The organism is Lichenifustis flavocetrariae (genome assembly GCF_026130545.1).
Taxonomy (GTDB): domain Bacteria; phylum Pseudomonadota; class Alphaproteobacteria; order Rhizobiales; family Beijerinckiaceae; genus Lichenihabitans; species Lichenihabitans flavocetrariae.
The window spans coordinates 57,604-78,242 of record NZ_JAMOIM010000019.1; the positions used below are offsets into that span (position 1 = coordinate 57,604).

Consider the following 20,639-nt stretch of genomic DNA (forward strand, 5'->3'; position numbering starts at 1 on the left):
TGAACGTGATCATACCGGTGGGGAGCGAGCGCAGGCATGGTCAGTCACGTTGGATGGCTCACCCGCGTCCGCCAGCGGCAAGACTGCGCCGATGTTTGTGAGGAGTTTGCGGGCCCGCATCAGTTCGGCGATGCGCTCAAGCCGCGTGGTCGTGACGTCGACGAGGAAAAAGGCCGCACGGGTCTCTGTTCGGGCTGCGAGGTTCTGATCGGGTTGGGAAACAACTGAGATCAAGACTCCTCCCGGTTTGATCACTTCGAACGACCCCGTCTGTATCTCACCGCCGACAAGGTCGATCACCGCGTCCACACGGTTCACGATGCTCGTGAATTCGGTCGTGCGATAATCGATGACCTGGTAGGCCCCGAGCGTTCTGGCATAAGAAACGTCTTTCGTCCCGCAGGTGGCGATCACCGTCACGCGCTCCCGGCGCGCGAGTTGAACCGCATAGGCACCGACGTTGCCCGCCGCCCCATGAATGAGGACGGCATAGGCACCCGTGAATTGCGCATTGGTCACGCCGAACACCGTGTCACCGACCCGAAAGTCCGGAACGCCCTCGCCGAGCCTCTCGACAATGCCCGACAAGTCCGATCCGAGCGTCAGCGGTAGAGGCCGTGGGAGAGCGCTGTTTCCGGAACGGATCCCTAGCCGCCAAGCTCAACAACGTTGTGGGCGTCGACGTGCCAAATCCAAGAAATCGCATGTCTATGGAGGATGCAGGCGGGCGTGGTCATTCAAGCACCCGGGCAGGGGCGCTTTCGGGCAACTGTCATAAAACAGGCAATATCTCGTCCCCCGCCGATCTGCCGAGCGACCTCGCGAGCGCAAGCGGGCAAGACTCAGGTACGAACGTTTCACGCCTGCTACCAGGGTCGAACGACGCCGAGCGACGAAAACGGTTTTGTCAACTGCTCCGCGACCAGGCCAGCCGTCATCAGCGCGCCTGTTGGGCAGAAGCCGATCGCTTTTTTGCTCGCACCTGATGACCACAGCCCGGCATGGGTGCAGAGATCATCAACAAACTTCTACACGTTGTATTTCGCCCTGTGTCACGGCCTCGCTGCAGGCCGTAGAGCGGCGAGAGATCGTCAGGGTGTCGCGGGTCTTTCGGGTACCATGTAGCTCTCATACAGCCTCGGACGATCACGTTGAGCCACTTGGAGGACGTCCTGGAGCCTCGCTGATGCCCAATCAGGTTGCGACGCCGTTTCGGCCCTTGCTCCAGACCTACATCCCGTGAGCGGTGAACCTCGCAGGGAGCCCGTCAACCCGGTCACGGTCCGATCTGCGCCGCGAAGGTCTTCTCAATGAACACCTTGCCGTCGCGTGCCACCGTGTAGGTCGCCGCGTAACGTCCGGGAGGCCATCCTAACGCAGGTCGCTTCCGACCAACGCCCATGTAGACTTGATCCTTGTTTGACGGCAGGGGCGGCTCGCTGTGATCGAGCAGCGGTCCGTTCGGCCCAATCAAAACGATTCGCTGAACGTCGCCCTGCCGCAGCGTGATGGCTTGGACATAGGCCAGGACGGCTGGTGAGTCCGGTGTGAGGACCTCGGGGCCGAGACCGTTCTCGATGTCGCTCATCGTCACAGCACGAGACGCCAGTCCTGCATTGAGGACCGTCCCGGCCTTATAGGCGAGCGTCCGTTGGATCGCCGGAGACCAAAGCGAGACGCCTCCGCTGCACGCCCCCTCGGTCTCACCGTAGGCAAACGGATCGATGACCTTGCCGTCGCGCCGCACTGTGATGTGAAGGTGCGGAAATTCAGTGTCGCCAGACAGGCCAACATGACCGATGGGCTGCCCCGCCGCCACGACGTCGCCGGGCTTCACCATGAGGGTGCCTTGAGCCATGTGACAGTACTGGGTTTCGAAACCGTCGGCATGCGCGATCACGAGGGCGTTCCCACAATCCCGGTCTTTGATCGCGTCGTGACCGATCACCGCCACGGAAACGTCGGCCATGCCATCCCGAGCGCGCAGCACTTTCCCGGGCGCGGCTGCCAGGACGTTGACGCCCTTGCGCTCATCAGCCATCGTCAAGAGGCGGATGTCTGTGCCGTTGTGGCCCTTGTAGGTCACGGTGCCGCATCGGTAATCCTTGGCGGCTGCCCCACCGCCATGATCCACATAATGTTGGATCTCGCAGGTCTCACCCACTTGACAGGCAACAGGCCAGCCAAGGGCGATTTCCGCCATCGCTTGCGGGGCATAGAATCCGGGCCAAGAAAGCAGGGCGGCGAGGCGCAGGGTCGATCTCATGCTCATGCATGCTCTCGCAAATGCGGACAATCGATGGCTCTTGCCGAGGAGGCGATTCCACCACCTCGCCATTGATGGAAGAGTCTGAAGGGACGTTACTCGCCGCAGGCGGGGCCACAATGTCCGAGCAAGCCCACCTGGGGACGTCTCCAGCCCACGGGAGATGTGAGGTACAATGACGGATCAGGCCATCATGTGCTCAGCGAGCCACTAGTCGCCGTTCTGAATGCCGGCCACCCCCTCGCGGCACGAGCATCGGTCGTTCCACGGACTTGGCGGCGGAAACCTTCATCGGGATCTCGCCCGTACCCGAATTTTGCGCGGGGTGGTTTACGGCTATCTGGAGCGCGTCGGGGTGTCCGCCGTACCCCGTTTTGGGATCGACAACTTCGCCATGGCGATGTCGCTTGTTCAAGCAAACGATGGTGTTGCCTTGTTGCCGGCCTCGATCGAGGTCTATCTACCGACGAGCTGGCGGCGCGACTGCGACACATGAACAGAAGTAACCGCGGAACTGAAGAGTGTCGGACGTTGCAGATGGGCAGCCTTCGCGAGGGCATAGACTTGAGCTTTCACCTTATCGAACGACCGGAACCGGGCAAGACCGCAAGGTCTGCACTTGGCGCAGCCCAGCTTCTTCAGAATTACTGCGTCATGCCTCGTCGTCCAGAAAGCTCGTCAACGCGTCTTGAAGCACGGCGTCGTCACCGGCCAAGCCGTGCATCGCGGCCATTCTCAAGATCACGGTTGCCGTAATCCGCTCTTCGATCGTGTCTTCCCCGAAGGTGTAGTAAATGATCGCCCGCTCACCGTCCCTGTGACAACGGCCTTCGATTTGCTGCAGCTGGATCGCGCTGTACCGCATGTCGTGGACGATCAGCGATCGCGGACGGTGGCCTCCCGGCATCTCGTTCCTGTGCAGGGAGATCGACTCCGTGACGGTGAACGTCACGACATCGAGCATGCCTGTCTGGAAAGCGATGCGGGTCGTCTCGTTCGCTTCTGCCGATGCGCGTCCATCGATCTGGCCGACCCGCCACCCTCGACCGGTGAGAGCCTGGGCCAGGGCGGTGCCGGTTTCGAGGAAGGCCACCGACACGGCGACTTGTTGACCAGCTTCGAGAAGATCCTCGGCGAAAGCGACCGTTCCGGCAACGCGCAGCAGGCTGGCCTTCTGTCGGAAACGAAGGTCGGCCGCCCAACCCGCCGGGCGGCGCGTGCCGCCGCCCAAGAGCCCGAACTCGCGGCGGAACTCGCGCCAGGTCACCTCATAAAGGCGACGCTCGGCCGGCGTCAGCACCGTCGGTGCGAGTTCCCGCTGGACCTCGGGCCATCCTGCGATGTCGCCGGGATGCCGGCGAATCCCGATCGCGTTCGGGCCTTTGTAGAGCAGATCTGCGATGACGCCCCGATCCCGTTCGTTGGGCTCCCATGTCCAATTCTTCCACCGGCCCTTGGCCCGACCAATACCCAGCATCTTCATCAACTGGCGAAAATCCGCCAATGTCTCGGTCGGCCGACCGGCCGCAAATCCCAGCACACGGCCGAGATAGCCGAGCTCGTGCGGCGACTGTCCCGCAGTCGCGCTGAGGTACAGCGTGAACGTCGCGGCGTCGGCCATCTGCCGACAGGCCATCGTCTGCTGGGCATAGGGGTTGCGGAGCCGATGGCTCTCGTCGAAGACGACGATCGGCCAGACCTGCTTAGGCCGCCCCTGCCGGGCGAGCTCGTTATTCTTGGCGCGCGTCGATCGCTTGGTGCTGGTGGGCGGCGGCACGAGGAGTGCTTTGGTCCGCTCATAGTTGATGACAGTGACGCGCTTCGGGGCAAGGCCGCTTTGTGCGATCGTTCGGCGCCACTGCGGCATGGCTCCCTTCGGACAGACGATGAGCACGTCGTCCTCCGGCATCGCCGCGATGGCGGCCCAGGCCGACAATGTCTTGCCCAGGCCGGTCAGGTCTCCGAGCAGGAATCCAGGCCGCCCCTGGCCTCGTGCGGCTCGAATCGCATCACGCGCGGTTTCCTGGTGCGGTCGTGGGATGAAGACGTTCGGAGCCGCGCGAGTGGGCTCGTCCTTTGGGACGGTTGCCGGCATTCCGCTATGTCTGCCGATCGGATCGTCGGGCCAGATTGCCGAGAACGTGGCAGACCAGTCGTCCGACGACGGTCGCGGTCATGTCATTGATGTCGCGGGCTGGATTGAACTCGACGATGGAAAAGCCGGCCAAGCGCCTGCCCTGAAGGGCTGCCGCAGCAAGATCCGTCACCTCGTCGAGGTATAATCCGCCTGGCGAAAGCGCATTGACCCCAGGGCAGATGCTCGGATCAAGCGCGTCGCAATCCACGTGAATGAGGATCTCACCATCGTGTGGAATGGCCCTGGCGATCTCTGCCAGCCCCTTGGCCCTCGCCTGCCTGACGGTCACGAGCCGTGAACCCCAAACCCGCGCTGCTTCGACCTCTTCATGACGAGCGCTGCCGACCGCGCGGATGCCAACCTGAGTCATGGAACGCACGAAGGGCAGCTCCGAGGCCCGGCGCATCGTGCTCGAATAGCCGAGCGCCTCGTCACCAATCTTGTCTCGCCAATCGATGTGGGCATCGATCTGAAGAATGTGGAGCGCCTCCGCGTCATCGAAGGCGCGCATGAACGGGATTGCGACCGAGTCGTCACCCCCGATCAGCACCGGAATCGAGCCGCATGCTCGGATGTCGCGCGTCGCGGCCTCGATCACGCGCCGGTTTTCAGCGTTCGCCCCCGGTACTGTCCGCAGATTGCCGAGGTCATAAGCGGTCAATGCGCCGCCGTTCAACAGTGGGCCATCGAAGTCGAAGTCCCAGTGATCGACATGGATCGAAGCCGCCGTGATCGCACGCCTCACGGCATCCGGGCCGCCCAGCGCATCAAGATCCTGTCCGCTGTCGCCATATGCCGTCCCGTGGACCGCGCCCACGATGGAGACCGATCCGCCAACGGCTTCGCCGGACGCAGGCAGTCCCAAGAAGGTTTGCTCGATCCGGTTTGCGGCCAGGAGTGTCGGGTCCATGCTGCTACGATCCGAGTGGTAAGGGCGCAGACGTTCCGCTGCTACGCGACCGCAACAAGCGACTGCGCTGACTGTCAAGCCAAACTCCGCTCGTACTTCATCACGATCCACGTCCGGGCGAGCCGATGATGCCCGCTGTCGGCGCGACGAAGTGATTCGTGCCCGATCGCGACAGGCGTAATCAGGAGGGACTCCTCGAAGGAGCCTACCATGACATCGTCTCAGCAATCCCTAGAGAGGTATCGTGGAACCGCGGTCGGATCATCGGGCCGAAGCCGCCGCTCAAGCCCAGGCCCATCTGGGCCATCCGACCCGCCTTCAGGACGACGGGCACGTCCGCGATCTTGCCATGTTCAACGTCGCGATCGACAGCAAGCTGCGCGGTTGCGATCTGGTCAAGCTGCGCGTGGCCGATATCCACCTCGGCGACGGCGTGCGCCTGCGGACGACGGTCGTCCAGCAGAACACCGGCCGGCCTGTGCCGTTTGAGCTCACCGAGCCGACGCGGGAAGCTCTGACGGTTTGGTTGAAGAAGCGCCGCCTGCGTGCGAGTGATTGGCTCTTCCCTAGCCGGAGCCATCCCGGCGATCACGTCACGACGCGGCAGTACAGCCGCCTTGTCGACACTTGGGTCGCAATCGCCGGGCTCGACCCGGCGGCATACGGTACCCACAGCATGCGGCGTACCAAGGTTGCGCTGGTTTACAAGCGGACCGGCAATCTTCGTGCGTGTCAGCTTCTGCTCGGGCATAGCAAGCTTGAGAGCACGGTCCGTTATCTCGGCATTGAGGTGGACGACGCCCTCATTCTCTCCGAGCAAACCGATCTGTGATCGTGCTTTCGAGATCGCGGCGGCTGAACGCCGCCGCGAGCGGCCGAGACGGGTGACAACCACTGGTGCCGCGGCCGTGTGCCGAATGTCCGCAACGTGGCAAGCCACCAACAGCACCTTATGGCGCATGCCACCCGTGAGCAGACCGGCTCCGACGGGCGCCGGCCCCTAATCAGGTGCAAGCTTGCAAACGGCGATCTCCCCGCCTGCAAGCTTGCGAACCATGGGCAGTAGGTGTCGTTCAGAACGCGAAAGAATCGACGTTGTCGGGCGTCACGACCACCGGCGGTCCGAGCAGGACTTCACCTTTTTCCCCGACCGTGTACTCGCCCAGGCGGCCGGCCTTGAAGGTCTCGCCCGCCTTGCCGGTCAGCTTGCACTGCGCCACGGCCTGGGCGGCGTAATAGGTGAGGTAGCCAAGATCCTTGACGTTCCACCAGACATCTTGGACGTCGCCGGCCTTGATGTATTTGCGGAGCAGCGAGGCGGGCGCTAGTCCGGAAAGCTTGATCTTGCCGGTCATTCCCGCTTGTTCGAGCGCGCGGGCCGCCGCGGGCAAGCCGATGCCGGCCGGCACGATGATGCCCTTGAGGTTCGGGAAGGCCTGGGCCAAGGCCAGCGTCTGCTGCTGATTGATCTGCTCGCTTTCCTGACCGAAGGCGACCTGCACGAGCTTCATCTTGGCGAAAGCCGGGTCCTTGGCGAGCCGGTCCTTCATCGACGCGATCCAGGCATTCTGGTTGCTGGCGGTGGGCGTCGAGGAGAGGATCGCGAACTCGCCTTCGTTGCCGATCATCTTGGCCATGCTATCGAGCATGAGTTGGCCGAGCTGCGCGGTGTTGGCCTGGTTCAGGAAGACGGTCCGGGCCGCGGCCGCGACATCGGAATCGTAGGCGATGACCTGCACGCCCTGCTGCTTCGCGCGCTTCAGCGCCGGAGCCACCGCATTGGCGTCGTTCCCCGCGATGGCGATCACGTCGACCTTCTGGCTGACGAGATTGTTGATGAATTCGATCTGCGCATCGGCCGTCGCCTGCGAAGGCGCCTGCTGGATGACCGAGCCTCCGATTTCCTTCTGCGCCTCCTCGGCGCCGGTCTTCGCCACCTGGAAATAGGGATCGGTGTCGAGCTTTGGCAGGAAGCCGACCTTGACAGCCTCGGTGTGGCAGGTGTCCGCCGCGAAGGCGGGCGCCCCCACGACGCAGGCGAGCGCTGTCGCAGCCAGTATCGTCGTCTTGAATCTGTTCATTCGAACCTCCCTTGATCGGCCCTAACGGCCTTTGGTCGTGCCGGCGTTCGCGACGTCGCGTTGTTGCGCCTTCACGGTGTTGCGCCACTGGACCGCTGCCAGGATGCGCTGCACGACATTGCTGGCGAGGAGCGACACGATGAGCAGAAGTCCGATGACGATGCCTTGCGCGTCCCCGCCGATCTGGCTGAGGCCGAGCACATTTCTCAAGGTCGCGATGAGCGCGAGGGCGCAGAAGACCCCCGCATAGTTGCCGCGCCCGCCGAAGACGTTGATGCCGCCCAGCAGTGCCACCGTGATGACGTCGAGCTCGAACCCGATCGCGTTGTCGGCCCGCGCATTCGACAGCCGTGCGGTGAATACGATTCCGGCGACGGCGCTGACAAGACCCGAGATCACGAAGAGCATCAGGCGGATGCGCCGCGCGTTGACGCCGGAATAGCGCGCCGTATCCGGGTTGCCGCCGATCGCGTAGATGCGCCGTCCCGTCGGGGTGAAGTGCAGCAGGACGACGAAGATCGGCGCCAGCACCAGAAAGGGGATCATCGTCCACGGCAGGATCGGGCCGAGCGTGTTGATGCCGAAGTCGGTCAGGGCATCCGGGAGGACGTTCACGGATGACGGGCCGAGGATGACATAGCCGAGACCGCGGAACAGCGCCATGGTGCCGAGGGTCACGACCAGCGACGACAGGCCGAGCCGCGTCACCAGCATGCCATTCACGAGACCGGCCGCCGCGCCCGTCAGCAAGGCCGCGGCGATAGCCAGCGGCATCGCCACCTCGGCCTGGATCAGCGCGCCCAGGACCACGCTGGTGAGCGCCAGCATGCTGGCGACCGAAAGGTCGATCTCCCGCGTGATCATCAGGAGCGCCATCGGCAGCACGAGGAGGGCCTTCTCCGAGATCCCGGCGATGGCTTGCGAGATGTTGAAGCCGGTCGCGAAGTTCGGCACGGCCAGCGTCGCATAGGTGAGCGCCAGCACGGCCAGTGTGGCCAGCAAGCCATCCCAGTTGAGGAAGGGGCGGAGCAGGCGCATCAGAGGGCCCTCCGGATCTGGCGTTGCCGGGCCGTGCGGCGCGCCACCACGGCATCGATGGTGATCGCCGCCACGATGACGAGCCCATAGATGCCATCGAGCCAGAGCGGGTCCACGCGGACCAGGATGAGGCCGTTCTTGATGATCAGCAGCGTGACCGCGCCGAGCACCACCCCGACGACGCTTCCCGCCCCGCCTCGGATCGCCACACCTCCGACGACGACCGCGGCGATCACCGTCAGTTCATAGCCGAGGGCCACGCGGGCATCGACCGTGGCATAGCGTGACGCCCAGAGCGCCCCGTCGAAGCCGGCGAGCAGGCCCGAAAACGCGAAGGCGGTCATGATCCGCCGCCGGGCCGGAATACCGATGAGCCGGGCCCCATCCGGATTCGAGCCGACCGCGAAGAGGTCGCGGCCTGCCGGCCGCCGGCGCAGCACGAAGCCGACGACGAGCATCACGATGGCGGCGATGATCACGATGCCCGGGATTCCGAAAAGCTTGGCATTGGTCAGGTCGAGCCAGGCCGGCGGCACGTCGTCGGCGCTGATCTGCTTGCCGCCTGTCAGGACGCTGCAGAGCCCCCGGTAGAGCGCCAAGGTGCCGAGAGTCACCACGATCGCCGGCACCCCGCCGAAGGTCACGATGGCACCGTTGAGCAGCCCGCAGGCAAGCCCTACGAGACAGGCGATGCCGAGCGCGCCCGGCACGCCGATGCCGGGGTGAAGGTGCAGGGCATCGGCTGAGATATAGGCCGCAAGGCCGATGACGGAGGCGATGGAGAGGTCGATGTTTCGCGTCAGCAGCACGAGCATCTGGCCGGCGGCGACGATCATCAGAAGAGCCGCGTCCATCGACAGGGCCGTGATGTTCGAGGGGCTGAAGACGCGCGGATTGATGATCGAAACGGGAATCAGAACCGCGATGACGGCCGCCACCAGCCCGAGCTCGCGGCCAAGGAAGCGGGCCGGTCCAGCCGCGTTCGGCTTCGCGTCCGGAAAGGCAGCCCGTGCGGTGGCCTCGGACGCATCGGGTTGCGGCACCGACGTCAGAGGCGGAGCCGAATCGGTGGCAGCCGTCAGCACCGCTTCCTGTGTCGCCTCCGCGCGCGGCAGCTCGGCCGTCACCCGCCCCTCGCGGAACACCACGATGCGGTCGCACATCCCGAGCAGTTCGGGCATTTCCGACGAGATCAGCAGGATGGCGATGCCCTGCTTCGCGAGATCCGCGATCATGGCGTGGACCTCGGCCTTGGAGCGAACGTCGATGCCCTGCGTCGGCTCGTCGAGAATGAGCACGCGCGGCTCGGTGGCGAGCCATTTCGACAGCACGACCTTCTGCTGATTGCCCCCCGACAGCGTCCGCACAGGTTGCTCGTAGCTGTTGAATTTCAGCGTCAAGCGGTCGAGATGGGGCTTCACCAGGGCCATCTCGCGGGCGCGGCTGATCAGCCCGATGGGCGCGGCCTTGTCGATCACGGCGAGCGAGGCATTGTCGCGGATCGCGAAATCCATGATGAGGCTCTGCCCCAGCCGATCTTCGGAGACGTAGGCGATACCTGCCGCCATGGCCTGCGTCGGTCCGGCGAAGGAGACAGGCTTGCCGTCGAGCCGGATGGTCCCGGCATTCGGCTGGTCGATCCCGAACAGAACGCGTGCGACCTCGGTGCGCCCACTGCCCACAAGGCCGCCGAATCCGACGATCTCGCCGGCCCGCAGCGTGAAGGACACGTCCTCGAAAACACCCGTCCGCGTGAGACCTTCGACGGCGATGCGGCCCGCGCCGGCTTCGGCATGGCTCTTCGGGTAGAGGTTGGCGAGCTCGCGGCCGACCATGAGTTGAACGGCCCGTTCGGATGGCACCTCGCGGGTCGGGTAGGTGCCGATAAGACGCCCGTCGCGCAGCACGGTGATGCGGTCCGCGACCCGGTAGATTTCCTCCATGCGATGGCCGACGAACATCATGGCGACGTTCTGCGCGCGGAGGTCATTGATAACGCCGAACAGCCGCTCGACCTCGCCGCGCGACAGGGCGGCCGTGGGTTCATCCATGATCAGGACGCGCGCATTGACCGACAGCGCTCGCGCGATCTCGACGAGTTGTTGCTCGGAACTGCGAAGGCCCCCGAGCACCTGGTCGGGCGCACAGCGCAGCCCGACGATCTTCAGCAGGTCAGCGGCCCGATCATGGATCTGCGCCCGGTCGAGGTTGCCGAATCGGTCCCGCGGCGCGTGGCCCATGAAAACGTTTTCGGCCACCGGCAGGTCGGCAAACAAGCCGGGATGCTGATGCATGACCGCGATGCCGCTGTGCAGCGCATCGAGCGGAGAGCGGAGCACGACCGGCGTGCCATCGATGACGACATGGCCGGTGTCGGGCCGGTGCACGCCGGCCAGCATCTTCACGCAGGTGCTCTTGCCGGCTCCGTTCTCGCCGAGCAGCGCCAGCACCTCACCGGCACGCAACTCGAACGAGACGTCGCTGACCGCAAGAACGCCGCCGAACGCCTTCGTGGCATGGTCGACGCTCGCCACCACGCGCCCAGACGACGTCGCGCGCGCCTCGCTTGCACCTGCAGACGTGGCCGCTGCCGTGACAGCCATGAGCATTCCCTCGATCACGCCCGCTCTCTGATCGTGCGGCAGGCTGTTACTCAAAGGACAGCATGTCTGCAGGGCGCGTCAAGCTGCCTTCCAAGTCTCGATGGAACTGATCGCGAGATTGCAGTCGGTCGACACCGGCCGTCTGCGGTGGGTACTTAAGCGGGTCAGAGTTCGGGCAACACTATGATGTCCGCGTTTGGCGCATCTTGGCCGAGACTCCGATACAGTGGCCCTGGTGGTTGGCAACCGTGCCCCGCTCCGATCGGGGGGACTCCGTTTTCCGAGATGCTGATGCGTTTCATCGATTGGTTTTGGCTTGATCGACACACGGGGTCAGATCGTTGTCGCGCAGTGGCCGAACGTCTGGCTATGGATCTTCGCAACCGCTTCTGTTGTCGAGATGATCACCAACACAGCGGGACCAGCGGGCATTGCTGCCCACATCGTTGCGACGGCGTGCCTGGTGATCTGGGCCGGTGACGAGTTGCTGCGCGGTGTAAATCCGTGGCGGCACTGCCTCGGGGCTGCAGTGCTGATCGGATTGACGATGAGGGTCGTCGTCTGACTTTGGATCACACAACGAAGCCTTCATGAACCGAGCATCCCGGCGCGACGCCATCCGTCTTCCCAGGGCAGGCGCGCTGTCCGCGGCGTTGTCGAGGTCTCAATCACGGTGGTCGATGTGCAAGCTTCGGCCTGGCCCCTCGATCAGAGCGCTCTCTTGCGAAAGCCGCGGTAACACAGCGCCGCCGCGACTGGCCGGTTTACGGCGGTGCCGTCTGCCAATCTGCAGAAGGCGGGGTTGAGTGAACGGCAGCTCCTGACCCGACCGATTGATTCGTACGCGAACTGGGCTCAAATCATCATGGAGGGCTTCTCAGAGAAGCTCACCATGACAACGTCTCAGCAAACCCCAAAGGTATCGTGGAACCGCGGTCGGATCATCGGGCTCAAACCCTAGCATATCCGGGCCATTCGCACTCGCCTCCAGCATGATGGCCACGTTCGCGACCTAGCGATGTTCAACGTCGCGATCGACAGCAAGCTGCGCGACTGCGATTTGGTCAAACTGGACGTGGCCGACATCCAACTGGGTGACAGCGTGCGCTTGCGCACCACGGTGGTGCAGCAGAAGACCGGCCGCCCAGTGCCCTTCGAACTCACCAGACCTACGCGGGATGCCGTGACGGCTTGGCTCAAGAAGCGCGGCCTGCGATCAGGTGACTGGCTGTTCCCGAGCCGGAGCCACCCTGGCGACCATGTCACGACACGGCAGAACAGCCGGCTTGTCGATGAGTGGGTTGCGCTCGCCGGGCCCGATCTGGCGGCGTATGGCACCCACAGCATGCGGCGCACGAAGGTGGCGCTCCTATACAAGCGAACCCAGAATCCTCGGGCTTGTCAGCTTCTGCTCGGGCATAGCAAGCTGGAGAGCACCGTCCGATATCTTGGCGTCGAGGTGGACGACGCCCTGGTCCTCTCCGAGCAAACCGATCTGCAAGCCTGACCGCGGCGGCGGAGCGCCGCCGCTTGCGACCAAGTCGAGTGGGCAGCTGAGAAAGATTGAGCGTCCGAATCCAGACGTCCCGCTGAGCGCCCATTAAGTCATTCAATGGCGTCAGCACTCGTACCGGTTACCAGATATTCGCTCCAGACGGCCTGCCGCGCTGGTTGGGGTGTCCAGGCCGGTTTGATCTGCGGTTGGCGTAAGCCTGCGGGCTATGAAGTTGTCGGTAACAAGCCGGCGGTATCATCAGAGTGTCAATCCGGATTTCTCGCGAGCTTGGACCTGAAGTCTTCCAGTTCTGCGCCGGGTGCATCGGTGCATTCCGCCGCGGCGGGATAGGATCCCAATCTCACATCTAACCGGAACAGGGTCAGGGCGCGGACGCGTTCGTCTCGCACGGCCTGAAGCTTGCCCGCCAGGTCTCCCCATGCCCGTGCGTGCCTGGGGCGGCGTCCGGCATCGCCGCAGATGTCGGACGTGAACAGAAAGATGACGTCCGCACTCGCTCCCGACCCGAGCGAGACGGTGACAAGCGAGGTGCGCCGGTTGATCTCCGCCATCATGGGGGCCGCAATGATCTCGCACTCGACCGCGAAGGCACCAGCGTCCTCTAACCTGCGAAACCGATCCCAGAGGTCCAGGGCTTCGGCCGCGGTCTTGCCCACCGCCCGCACGCTGCCCACCCAGGTCGATTTGCGCGGGACGAAGCCGAGATGGCCCATGACGGGGATCTGTTCATGGGCGAGCATCCGGACTGTGTCCGTGCCGCGCCCCGTGATCACCGCATCGGCGCCGGCCGTGATAGCCGTGAAGGCGGTGCGCAGGATTTCGTCGCCCGTCACGGCGTCAGCGAACCCGAGCGCGGCGGTCACGAAGACGCGCCGCGAACCTTCGCGCACGCGCGGCACATTAGCAGCACGGCAGACCACCATCTCGATCCCGGCGGCCTCTGCCGCGGCCGCTTCGTCCGCCGTCTCCGCGGTGACCTGCGTTGCATGCTCGCCCGTGCCCTTGAGCGCACGCAGCCCGGCCACGGTCTGGCTGCGCTCGACGTCGCGGCCGCCGAAATCAAAGATGCGCGGCATCAGGCCTTCATTTTCTTGGCGTAGTAGTCGGGCGCCACGACGCCAGGCTTGGAGAACCACTTGGGCACGTCGACACCCGAGTAAAGCAGGATGTTGCCCCAGGGGTCGAAGGCACCGGTCCGCACGATGACCTTGGCCTTGGCGGCCATTTCGGACAGGATCGCTTCGTGCTTCACCGGCGTGAATTCCGCGTCCGTGAAGAGGCGCTTGATCGTGGCGAGAAGCGGCGCGTTGTGCTCGGGCAGCGTGTCCGCATAGGCGACCCGCTCCGTGATCAGGCTTTCCGAGATGGGCGTCAGCACCGTCGCGAGATCGGGGACGTCCGGCACGATGGCGAGGTCGATGCGCCATGCGGTCGATGGGATCGGAAAGCCCGCGTCGCAAACGATCATGAGGTCGCCATGACCCATGGACGCGATGGCATGCGACAGTTCGGCGTTGAGCAGCTTGTTGCGGTTCATGGATTGCTCCTCCAGACGGTGTGTTTGGCTTCGGCGTAGAGTGCGTCCGCTTGGACCCGCGTCGGCAGGCTTGGTACGACGCCGAGCGTCTTGCATGCGATGCTGCCGCAGGCGACGCCGAAGCGGACCGCATCGACGATATCGCGGCCTTCGGCCAGCGCGACCGCAAAGCCCGAATTGAAGGCATCCCCGGCCCCCGTGGTATCGGTGACCTCGACCGGCACGGCCGGCACCGTCACGTCGAGGTCATCGGTCAGGATCAGCGCGCCGCTCCGACCGAGCGTGACCACGACATTGCCGACGCCGCGGCGGCGTAATTCGCCGGCCAGCTCGCGCGACGAGCGTGGATCGTCGGGCGACAGGCCGAGCAGAATGCGGAGCTCGCTCTCGTTCGGCGTGAGGTAGTCGACATGGGCGAAGACCGAATCCGGCAAGGCGCGGGCAGGCGCGGGATTGAGAACGGTCTTGGCGCCGTGCCGGCGGCCCAATTCCATGGCGCGCGCGGCCGCTGCCGTCGGGATCTCGAGCACCGCCATGACGACGGCGCTTTCGGCGATGCGGCTTTCGCCCGCGTCGACTGCAGCCGCGTCCATGAGCTCGTTCGCACCCATGTCGAGAATGATGAAGTTCTCGCCCTTGTCGTTGAGGATGATGAAGCCGACGCCCGTGGCCCGCTCCTGGCGCGCGGTGACGAGCGCGGTGTCGACGCCCTCGGCCGCATAAAGGTCGGTTGCGATGCCGGCCAGCTTGTCGGTGCCGATCATCGCCAGCAGCGCCGAATGGGCGCCGAGCCGGGCCGTGCCCACAGCCTGATTCGAACCTTTGCCGCCCGGTCCCATGTCGAAATCCGTCCCGAGCATGGTTTCGCCGAAGATCGGCAGTTTTGGGGCGCGCATGGTCAGCCCGACCGCGAAGCTTCCGATGACGGTGATCTTTGGTCGTGTCATAGCCGCCCCCTCACGATGCCATGGCCCGCGCCAGGATCGCCTCTTCGTTGATGCCCTCGCCCCGCATCTCGCCGGAAATCCGGCCGGCGCGCAAAACGAGAACCCGCTCGGCATTCACGATCAGCTCGGGGATCTCGGACGAAATCATGACGATCGCGACGCCTTCGCCCGCGATGCCCCGGAGAATGGAATAGATCTCCGCCTTGGCGCCGACATCGATTCCACGGGTCGGCTCATGGAGGATGAGCACGCGCGGGTTGGTGACGAGGCTTCGGCCGAGGATGATCTTCTGCTGGTTGCCGCCCGACAGCGTGCCCAGCTTCTGCCCCAGGCGGGCGATGCGGGCATCGAGCCGTGCCACCTGGCCACGTGCTTCGCGCCGGATTGCGGCGCGCCGGAGCATGCCGCCGACCGAGAAGCGCGCGAGGGAGGCGGATATGACGTTGTCGGCCACGCTCATCGAGAGCAGACCGCTCGCGCCGCGGCGGTCGGCCGGCACGAACGACATGCCGTCGCGAATCGAGGCGAGAGGATCGGCGGGACGCAAATCCTTGTCGTCGATCGCCACGCGCCCCGTCCGTTCATGGAGGCCGAACAGGGCCTCGCCGAGTCCGTCCTTGCCGGAATCGGGAAGGCCGCCGATGCCGAGGATCTCTCCGGCGTGCACGTCGAAGCTGATGTCGGAGAGCCCAGGCGCGGTCAGGTTCTCGATGGACAGGACGATCGGCGCATCCTCAGAACTGGCCGCGGGATTCCGATGCCATGGCGCCGTGTTGCCGAGGTCGCGCCCGACCATCGCCCTGATCAAGCGGTCTTCCGACAGGTTCTCGTTGTCGAGGGTTTCGATGGTGCGGCCGTCGCGCATGACCGTGATCCGATCGGCCAAGTGCAGCACCTCGTGCAGATGGTGCGACACGTAGATCACCGTGACGCCCTCTTCGCGAAGCTGCCGCACGACGTCGAACAGGCGTTCGCTCTCGCGCCGCGATAAGGCTGAATTGGGCTCGTCGAGCACGACAACCCTGGCGCGCTGGCGAATGGCCCGGGCAATTTCCACAAGCTGCATTTCGGCGACCGACAGGCGGCCGACCTTGGTGTCGGGATCGAGCGCTCCCATGCCGAGCCGCGCCAGCGCCGCACGGGCCTCGGCCCGCATCGTAGCGCGCGGAACGAACGACACGACGGAGCGGGTCGCCAGATCGGACATCATGATGTTCTCGGCGACGGTCATCGTTGGGCAGAGCGCCAGCTCCTGATAGACGACGACAATCCCGGCTGCGCGGCTTTCGAGCGCGGAGGCGAACCTTGTCGGTGCGCCATCCACCCGGATCTCGCCCTCGGTGGGTTGCAGGTCGCCCGCGAGGATATTCATAAGGGTGGATTTTCCCGCCCCGTTTTCGCCGATCACGGCGTGCACCTCGCCGGATCGGAAGCTCACCGCGATGTGGTCGAGCGCGAGCACGCCGGGGAACCGCTTGGTCACCCCGGCGATCGCGATGAAGTCTGAATTTGCCATGTCTTTCATCTGAGACGAGGGGGCAGCCGCCTACTTCTTCGCGATTTGGTCGATGTTCTCCTTGGTGTAGATGCCGACGCCCGTGTCGATGCTGTCGATCGGTTGGCCATGCAGGAACTTCACCAGCAGATCGACCGCCTCATAACCCTGCTTCTCGGGCGCCTGGTCGATCGCCGCCTGAACGTTGCCCGATTGCACGAGTTGGACCGTCTGGTCGAGCAGGTCGAAGCCGACCACCTTGACCTTGCCGGTCATGTTGTTGCGCTGGACCCAGGTGCCGGCGCCCGGGGTAGAGCAGCATTCGAGCGACAGGATGCCGGTAACGCCGGGATTGGCCAGCATGGCATTCTCGATCTCCGAATAGATCTTCTGCGGATCGGTGCCGGTGTTGAGCGTCTTCACCACCTCGATGCCGGGCGAGTCCTTCAGGGCCTCGCGCACGCCCTTTTCGCGGTCGAGCGACCATTGGGCGGCGGCGTCGATCGTCGTGATCATCACCTTGCCTTTGCCGTCCAGGACCTTGGACATCAGCTTGCCGGCCTCGCGACCTGACTGCACCAAGTCCTGGCCCGCGAAGGCGAGCCTTTTGCTGTTGGGATTGTCGGTATTGTAGGTCACGACCGGGATGCCGGCCTTCAGGAATCGGTCGATCACAGGGCCGAGTGCGTCACTCGAGACGGACGAAATGGCGAGGCCGTCCATCTTGCCCATCAGCGTTTCGATCTCGTTGATCTGACCGTTGGCGTCGGCGCCGACCGGCCCGATGAACTGGGCGTTGACCTTGTCCTCCGTGGCGGCTTTGGCGACGCCCGCCCTGATGGCCGGTGCGAATTCATTCGAAACATCGTGATACGAAACATAGATGTCGAGCGGCTTGCCCGAGTCGATTTTGGCCTTGATGCGGTCCGCCAGCGGAAAATCGCCGAGCTTCGTGGCCGCCTGACTGGACAGCGGCAGCAGCACGATGGCGGCAGTGAGAAGAACGTTTCTGAGTTTCATGGATACCCTCCCTCTTTAGCTTTTATTGACGACGTCTCAGGCTCGGCGGCGCGTGGACCATTTGTCGATACCGACCGCGATGACGATCACGAGCCCGATCATGAATTCCTGAACGAATGGCGAGACACCGAGCAGGACGAGCCCGTTCCGCATGACGCCGATGATGAGCACCCCCAGGATGGTGCCGAGGATAGTGCCTTCACCGCCCGACAGCGATGCGCCGCCGACGATGGTCGCCGCGATCACGTCGAGCTCAAGGCCGAGACCTGTCCGCCCAGCCTGTCCACTTGGCAGGAAGGCGAGGCTGAGGATCCCGGCAAAAGCCGCCAGCACCCCCATGAGAATGAAGGCCCAGATCTTGACCGCATTCACATGGATGCCGGACACGCGCGCCGCCTTGGCGCTGCCGCCGACCGCGAAGACGCGGAAGCCGAAAGTCGTCGCCGACAACACCACCCAGGCGAGCGCGGCGATGATGATGAAGAAGACGAGCTGCATGGGAACCGTGCCGAAAAGGTAACCCTGGCCCATGTATTCGAAGGTGGCGAGAACGTCCGGAAGCGCCCCATTGCGCGTATTGACGGTGACGGGCTGGCCGCTGGTCAGGATCAATGCGGTGCCGCGCACCATGCTCAACATGCCAAGCGTGGCGATCAAGGATGGAAGCCGGCCGTATGTCGACAGCAGGCCGTTGATCAGGCCGATCGCTAGGCCCGTCAGAAGACCGACGCCGAGTGCCGGCAGCAGCGGCCAACCCAGGCAGATCAGCATGCCGGTCGAAAGACCGGAGGAGGCATAGGTCGAGCCGACCGACAGATCGACCTCGCCGGAGATCAGCACGAAGGTCATGCCGATGGACATGATGCCAAGCAGCGAGATCTGGCGGCCGACGTTCAAGAGGTTGACCGACGTCAGAAAGCCGTCCGTCGCGAATGTCAGAAACAGGCAAATCGCGAGGAGGGCGAAAAACACGCCCGCCTCGCGCGCCCGTAAGAGCCGCGACAGTTGGAACTGGTCTCTCGCTGGAGCGCGCGCGCTGCTCCTGACCGCATCGGCCATCCACTCACTCCCTATCCGGTGCTTCGAGGCACCCTGCTTTTTGTTGCCGCCCCTCGACCGGGGCCCCGGTCGATCGGACAGACGCGTTCGGCCGATGGCCGACGTTTATCGGTCCGGCGGCCTCAGCCGCCGGTCAGCTGGCTCAGGCGAGCTCCAGCGATTTGGTGGTGAAGGACCCCGCCGCCACCTTCTCGAGGGGCTCATAATTGCCGTATTCGCGCACCCGCTTGAAAGGCGCATTGTCCACGGCGTTGTAGGAGCAGATGTAGCCCCAGCGATAGGTGTTCGAGCGGTTCGCATCGGAGCGATGCAGCAGGTTGCCGTCGAAGATCAACGCGTCGCCCGGCTCCATCTCGGCATAGACGTGCTCGAAGCGCTTGATCGCCGCCTCGAGGTGCTCCTGCTCGACGTTGGTCTGGTCGTTCTCGCGGATATGGTTCAGCCGGCCGAGCTTGTGCGAACCTTTGAGGAGCTGCAGGCAGCCGTTCTCCTTGGTGGCCTTGTCGAGCGACACGTAGATGCTCATCATCTCGGGCGCGAGGCAGCCGTAATTGTACCAGTAGCCGAAATCCTGGTGCCACTCCCAAGCGCCGCCTTCGTTGGGCTGCTTCATGGTCATCTTGTGGCTGTAGAGGTAGACCGGCTTGCCGACGGCATCCTCGGCGAGATCGACCATGCGCTCGTCGCGGGCGAGAAGACCGTACTGATCGTCTTCCGCTTTGGTCCACATCTTCAGGAGGGTGGTCTTACCCTCCTTGTCGCCTTTCGCCATCACGGCGCCCTTGCGGTTTTCCTGTTCGAGCTGCTCGCGCGCGGTGTCGCGGAACCGGGTGACCTCGTTCTGGCTGAGCAATCCCTTGCGGAGAACATAGCCGTCGCGCGCATAGGCTGCGGTCTCGTCCCTGGTCATGGTGATCATCGTCGTCTCCCCCGCCGGCCTCTTGCGTACCACGCTCGTTTAAGGCCCGGCGTGCTTCCGTTGTGTCCAGAAGATTACGCAGAGGGCCGATGTTCGGAAATGGACAGTCGGATCGCTTGTTTTGTATAAAACGCGCATGGCTGACGAGACTGTCTTCATCGAAAACCTTCACTACGTTCCAGATGCGGACTGGACCCTCAGCGCCTTCAGCGTGCTGCGCGCCGGCAAGGTTGCGACCGCGCCAAATTATTGCATCCGACGCGCGAGCCACGTCGGCCAGGATCTTCTCTTCTGCTTGTCCGGAACCGGCACGGTCGAGCTGCCGGCGCAGTACATCGATATCCAGCCAGGCCAGCTCGTCTGGATCCCGAACGAGGTGCCGCACGCTCATGTGGCCAATGCGCGCTCGCCGTGGCTGCTTCTCTGGTTCCGCTTCGACGGCCCGAACCCCGCGGCGACGCGAATCAAGCTTTTCGGCGACGGCGTTCCACGCGTGACGATCGCCGAACCGGCGGTTCTCGTATCCTGGTTCGAACGCCTCTTTTCTGCTCTCCGGCGACGCGATTCGAGCCTCGACTTTCGGCTGAATCAGCTCGTCGGCGATTTTTTTCTCATCGTCGACCAAGCCCTCGCCGGCCCCGTGCCCGGTGGCGCGGCTGGACCGCTTGCGCGTGTCGTCACCGCCGTCCGCACAGAGATCCGCCGCCCATGGAACATGGACGACCTCGCCCGATTGACCGGGCTCAGCCCGTCGCAGACACGGCGGCTGTTTCATAAATACTTGCGCGAGAGCCCCCGCCGCTGGCTTATTCGCGAGCGCCTCATCGCGGCCCAGTCGATGATGGTTCGCGAGAACACGCCGTTGTCGGACGTGGCAGAGGCCTGCGGGTTCTGCGACGTCTATCATTTTGGGCGCGAGTTCAAGCGTATTGTCGGGTCGACGCCAGCGGCCTGGCGGCGGAAGGAAGTGGGCAGCACGGTGATGGGCTAGTCAGAATGCGTCGCACAACCTGCGACAGCGACTCTGGTTGTTCACATCCTATCGTGCTGGGACCGCATCGGCCAACAGCCTGGGCCGCCCGGCTCCGCGTCGCGAAACGGACAAGCCCCC

At 64.3% G+C, this 20,639-nt stretch carries 18 protein-coding genes and 1 pseudogene; 5 read left to right on the top strand and 14 right to left on the bottom strand.

The annotated features are described in order from the left end of the window. Positions 1 to 9: 9 nt before the first annotated feature. Positions 10 to 645 (bottom strand): zinc-binding dehydrogenase, encoded by a 636-nt coding sequence (locus M8523_RS23265; protein ID WP_345894285.1) that lies wholly within the window; start codon positions 643 to 645, stop codon positions 10 to 12. Between the two features lie 631 nt (positions 646 to 1,276). Then, positions 1,277 to 2,272: a M23 family metallopeptidase gene (locus M8523_RS23270; RefSeq protein ID WP_282587292.1), complete on the bottom strand. Its 996-nt coding sequence runs from the start codon at positions 2,270 to 2,272 to the stop codon at positions 1,277 to 1,279. A gap of 220 nt (positions 2,273 to 2,492) precedes the next feature. Between M8523_RS23270 and M8523_RS23275 the strand changes: the two genes are divergently transcribed. Then, on the top strand, positions 2,493 to 2,762 hold the full coding sequence (locus M8523_RS23275) for a type 2 periplasmic-binding domain-containing protein (RefSeq protein ID WP_282587293.1): 270 nt from the start codon (positions 2,493 to 2,495) through the stop codon (positions 2,760 to 2,762). A 156-nt stretch (positions 2,763 to 2,918) separates the two neighbouring features. Here the strand turns inward: M8523_RS23275 and M8523_RS23280 are convergent, their stop codons facing one another. Then, complete coding sequence (locus M8523_RS23280; RefSeq protein WP_282587294.1) at positions 2,919 to 4,361, bottom strand: DEAD/DEAH box helicase family protein; 1,443 nt, start codon at positions 4,359 to 4,361, stop codon at positions 2,919 to 2,921. Positions 4,362 to 4,365: 4 nt separating this feature from the next. Continuing rightward, complete coding sequence (locus tag M8523_RS23285; RefSeq protein ID WP_282587295.1) at positions 4,366 to 5,313, bottom strand: arginase family protein; 948 nt, start codon at positions 5,311 to 5,313, stop codon at positions 4,366 to 4,368. 227 nt (positions 5,314 to 5,540) lie between these two features. Here M8523_RS23285 and M8523_RS23290 point away from each other — a divergent pair. After that, positions 5,541 to 6,145, top strand: a pseudogene (locus M8523_RS23290) (tyrosine-type recombinase/integrase). Positions 6,146 to 6,386: 241 nt separating this feature from the next. On the opposite strand, the gene M8523_RS23295 reads toward M8523_RS23290, so the two are convergent. The 3 genes from M8523_RS23295 to M8523_RS23305 are packed head-to-tail and all read right to left on the bottom strand — an operon-like array spanning position 6,387 to position 11,035. After that, the gene (locus tag M8523_RS23295) at positions 6,387 to 7,394 is read right to left on the bottom strand and encodes a rhamnose ABC transporter substrate-binding protein (protein ID WP_282587296.1); all 1,008 of its coding nucleotides are present in this window, start codon (positions 7,392 to 7,394) and stop codon (positions 6,387 to 6,389) included. A gap of 21 nt (positions 7,395 to 7,415) precedes the next feature. Then, complete coding sequence (locus M8523_RS23300; protein ID WP_282587297.1) at positions 7,416 to 8,432, bottom strand: ABC transporter permease; 1,017 nt, start codon at positions 8,430 to 8,432, stop codon at positions 7,416 to 7,418. Beyond that, positions 8,432 to 11,035, bottom strand: a complete 2,604-nt coding sequence (locus tag M8523_RS23305) for an ATP-binding cassette domain-containing protein (RefSeq protein WP_282587298.1) — start codon at positions 11,033 to 11,035, stop codon at positions 8,432 to 8,434. The genes M8523_RS23300 and M8523_RS23305 overlap by 1 nt, the downstream gene beginning before the upstream one ends. A gap of 316 nt (positions 11,036 to 11,351) precedes the next feature. Between M8523_RS23305 and M8523_RS23310 the strand changes: the two genes are divergently transcribed. Both M8523_RS23310 and M8523_RS23315 read left to right on the top strand, forming a co-directional pair. Then, a complete protein-coding gene (locus M8523_RS23310) occupies positions 11,352 to 11,600 on the top strand; it encodes a hypothetical protein (protein ID WP_345894284.1) in 249 nt (82 codons plus the stop codon). Between the two features lie 399 nt (positions 11,601 to 11,999). Beyond that, a complete protein-coding gene (locus M8523_RS23315; protein WP_282587348.1) occupies positions 12,000 to 12,542 on the top strand; it encodes a tyrosine-type recombinase/integrase in 543 nt (180 codons plus the stop codon). A gap of 254 nt (positions 12,543 to 12,796) precedes the next feature. Here M8523_RS23315 and M8523_RS23320 read toward each other — a convergent pair whose 3' ends face one another. The 7 genes from M8523_RS23320 to M8523_RS23350 all read right to left on the bottom strand — a co-directional run bounded on the left by M8523_RS23320 (position 12,797) and on the right by M8523_RS23350 (position 19,528). Then, complete coding sequence (locus M8523_RS23320; protein WP_282587299.1) at positions 12,797 to 13,627, bottom strand: 3-methyl-2-oxobutanoate hydroxymethyltransferase; 831 nt, start codon at positions 13,625 to 13,627, stop codon at positions 12,797 to 12,799. Further along, positions 13,627 to 14,088, bottom strand: coding sequence for a D-ribose pyranase (rbsD, locus tag M8523_RS23325; RefSeq protein ID WP_282587300.1), 462 nt, complete (start codon positions 14,086 to 14,088; stop codon positions 13,627 to 13,629). Before rbsD ends, M8523_RS23320 begins: the two co-directional genes overlap by 1 nt. Continuing rightward, positions 14,085 to 15,035: a ribokinase gene (locus tag M8523_RS23330; protein WP_282587301.1), complete on the bottom strand. Its 951-nt coding sequence runs from the start codon at positions 15,033 to 15,035 to the stop codon at positions 14,085 to 14,087. The genes rbsD and M8523_RS23330 overlap by 4 nt, the downstream gene beginning before the upstream one ends. Positions 15,036 to 15,045: 10 nt before the next feature. Beyond that, a complete protein-coding gene (locus tag M8523_RS23335) occupies positions 15,046 to 16,551 on the bottom strand; it encodes a sugar ABC transporter ATP-binding protein (protein WP_282587302.1) in 1,506 nt (501 codons plus the stop codon). 30 nt (positions 16,552 to 16,581) lie between these two features. Next, a complete protein-coding gene (locus M8523_RS23340; protein ID WP_282587303.1) occupies positions 16,582 to 17,550 on the bottom strand; it encodes a sugar ABC transporter substrate-binding protein in 969 nt (322 codons plus the stop codon). Positions 17,551 to 17,586: 36 nt separating this feature from the next. Then, positions 17,587 to 18,609 carry an ABC transporter permease gene (locus tag M8523_RS23345; RefSeq protein WP_282587304.1) on the bottom strand — a complete coding sequence of 341 codons (1,023 nt, stop codon included), beginning with the start codon at positions 18,607 to 18,609 and terminating at the stop codon, positions 17,587 to 17,589. Between the two features lie 142 nt (positions 18,610 to 18,751). After that, entirely contained in the window at positions 18,752 to 19,528 is a 777-nt protein-coding gene (locus tag M8523_RS23350) for a phytanoyl-CoA dioxygenase family protein (protein ID WP_282587305.1), read from the bottom strand. Between the two features lie 136 nt (positions 19,529 to 19,664). Here M8523_RS23350 and M8523_RS23355 point away from each other — a divergent pair, with 136 nt between their 5' ends. After that, on the top strand, positions 19,665 to 20,519 hold the full coding sequence (locus M8523_RS23355) for an AraC family transcriptional regulator (protein ID WP_282587306.1): 855 nt from the start codon (positions 19,665 to 19,667) through the stop codon (positions 20,517 to 20,519). The last annotated feature ends 120 nt before the right edge of the window (positions 20,520 to 20,639 follow it).

What these genes read in the sequence shown, in the direction of transcription:
- M8523_RS23270 (WP_282587292.1), bottom strand. Translation starts at nt 2,272, where the DNA reads ATGAGCATGAGATCGACCCTGCGCCTCGCCGCCCTGCTTTCTTGGCCC.
- M8523_RS23275 (WP_282587293.1), top strand. Translation starts at nt 2,493, where the DNA reads ATGCCGGCCACCCCCTCGCGGCACGAGCATCGGTCGTTCCACGGACTT.
- M8523_RS23280 (WP_282587294.1), bottom strand. Translation starts at nt 4,361, where the DNA reads ATGCCGGCAACCGTCCCAAAGGACGAGCCCACTCGCGCGGCTCCGAAC.
- M8523_RS23285 (WP_282587295.1), bottom strand. Translation starts at nt 5,313, where the DNA reads ATGGACCCGACACTCCTGGCCGCAAACCGGATCGAGCAAACCTTCTTG.
- M8523_RS23295 (WP_282587296.1), bottom strand. Translation starts at nt 7,394, where the DNA reads ATGAACAGATTCAAGACGACGATACTGGCTGCGACAGCGCTCGCCTGC.
- M8523_RS23300 (WP_282587297.1), bottom strand. Translation starts at nt 8,432, where the DNA reads ATGCGCCTGCTCCGCCCCTTCCTCAACTGGGATGGCTTGCTGGCCACA.
- M8523_RS23305 (WP_282587298.1), bottom strand. Translation starts at nt 11,035, where the DNA reads ATGGCTGTCACGGCAGCGGCCACGTCTGCAGGTGCAAGCGAGGCGCGC.
- M8523_RS23320 (WP_282587299.1), bottom strand. Translation starts at nt 13,627, where the DNA reads ATGCCGCGCATCTTTGATTTCGGCGGCCGCGACGTCGAGCGCAGCCAG.
- rbsD (WP_282587300.1), bottom strand. Translation starts at nt 14,088, where the DNA reads ATGAACCGCAACAAGCTGCTCAACGCCGAACTGTCGCATGCCATCGCG.
- M8523_RS23330 (WP_282587301.1), bottom strand. Translation starts at nt 15,035, where the DNA reads ATGACACGACCAAAGATCACCGTCATCGGAAGCTTCGCGGTCGGGCTG.
- M8523_RS23335 (WP_282587302.1), bottom strand. Translation starts at nt 16,551, where the DNA reads ATGGCAAATTCAGACTTCATCGCGATCGCCGGGGTGACCAAGCGGTTC.
- M8523_RS23340 (WP_282587303.1), bottom strand. Translation starts at nt 17,550, where the DNA reads ATGAAACTCAGAAACGTTCTTCTCACTGCCGCCATCGTGCTGCTGCCG.
- M8523_RS23345 (WP_282587304.1), bottom strand. Translation starts at nt 18,609, where the DNA reads ATGGCCGATGCGGTCAGGAGCAGCGCGCGCGCTCCAGCGAGAGACCAG.
- M8523_RS23350 (WP_282587305.1), bottom strand. Translation starts at nt 19,528, where the DNA reads ATGATCACCATGACCAGGGACGAGACCGCAGCCTATGCGCGCGACGGC.
- M8523_RS23355 (WP_282587306.1), top strand. Translation starts at nt 19,665, where the DNA reads ATGGCTGACGAGACTGTCTTCATCGAAAACCTTCACTACGTTCCAGAT.